Source organism: Mesorhizobium sp. (genome assembly GCF_004963255.1).
Classification (GTDB): domain Bacteria; phylum Pseudomonadota; class Alphaproteobacteria; order Rhizobiales; family Rhizobiaceae; genus Mesorhizobium.
In genome coordinates, this window is record NZ_SUGA01000088.1 from 1 (window position 1) to 1,332 (window position 1,332).

The following is a 1,332-nucleotide window of genomic DNA, read 5'->3' on the forward strand; positions in this document are numbered from 1 at the left end:
GTGGGCATATGCGCTAAGATAGGCATTGCGGCGCGGAATCGGTTGTGATTCTACGCTGGGGATGACACACGAATCGCTTGTTGATGAAGGCTGGGCCGAGACGATTGAGCTTCTCGGCGGTGAAGAGTTGATCGCAGGAAGTGCGCGCGAGACGAAGGCGTTCCTGCGCCCGCGCGGCATCCGGTCGGCGAGCGATCTGTTGCGCCTGACGCTGGCTTACTGCCTTGGCAAGGTGGGTATGCGGGGCGTTGTGGCCTGGGCGGCGGCGAGCGGGATCGCCGACATTTCGGACGTTGCCTTGCTCGGCCGGCTGCGCAATGCAGGGCCATGGCTGCAGCAGTTGATCGGGCATCTTTTGCAGCGCGAGGAAGAAGGCCTGGCCAAGGGCCGGCTGATCCGCATCCTCGATGCGACGGCGGTTGCCAAGGCCGGTGCGCATGAGAAGAAGAACAATGGCCTTTGGCGCATGCACTGTGCCTTCGATCTTGAGCGCGAGCAGTTCGATTTCCTCGATATCACCGACCAGAGCGAGGCCGAGCTGATCGACCGCGTGCCGGTTGTGGCGGGCGAGATCCGCATCGGCGACCGCGTCTATCTGCAGGCCGAGCGGATCGCCAAGGTCATGGCGCAAGGCGGCGACGTTGTCGTGCGCGCATCGTGGAAGAATGCGCGATGGCTCGACGCCAACGGCGAGGCGTTCGATCTCATCGGCCACCTGGAGAGCCGCCGCGAGGAGGTCTTCGAAACGCCTGTCCGGCTGGCCCTCAAGAAGGGCGAGCCTGTGAAGATGCGCCTGATCGCCCTGCGCAAATCCGAGGCCGCGGCCCAAGAAGCGCGGCGCAAAATCAACAAGGAAGCCAAGGCCAAGGGCAACAAGGTTCAACCGCAGACGCTGATTGCGGCCGGCTTCGTCATCCTTGTGACCTCGTTGGACCGGGAGGAGTTTCCCGCCGGCACGGTTCTCAAGCTCTACCGCATGCGCTGGCGCATCGAGCTCGCCTTCAAGCGCCTGAAGAGCCTGATTGGGCTGCGCGCGCCTCCCGCCAAAGACCCAAGGATTGCAAAACCTTGGATACTTGCCCACTTCCTCATCGCGCTTGTGACCGAACCCCTCTCGCAGGAGTTGGGTGTCTCTCCCCCTTGAGCGAGGGGCGTCCGTTGCTGTGGCGTGCTACCCGCCAGATCGTCGCCTCCCTGATCGCCGCGATCTTTACTCAGCCGCCCTTGGCAATCCTGCGCCGAAATCTCCATGCCTTGCGACATCGCTGGCAAGAGCCACCACGAAAACGCAAGTTTCAAGCCATGCCAACGCTATCTTAGCGCATATGCCCT

The 1,332-nt window shown here is 62.8% G+C and carries 1 protein-coding gene; it reads left to right on the top strand.

Going from position 1 to position 1,332, the window contains the following annotated elements; translation table 11 throughout:
* The first annotated feature begins 238 nt into the window (after positions 1–238).
* Positions 239–1,144, top strand: a complete 906-nt coding sequence (locus tag E5X34_RS32530) for a transposase (RefSeq protein WP_292573307.1) — start codon at positions 239–241, stop codon at positions 1,142–1,144.
* Positions 1,145–1,332 lie beyond the last annotated feature (188 nt).

Excerpts from the sequence above, each read along its gene's own strand:
- E5X34_RS32530 (WP_292573307.1), top strand. The coding sequence starts at position 239 with ATGCGGGGCGTTGTGGCCTGGGCGGCGGCGAGCGGGATCGCCGACATT.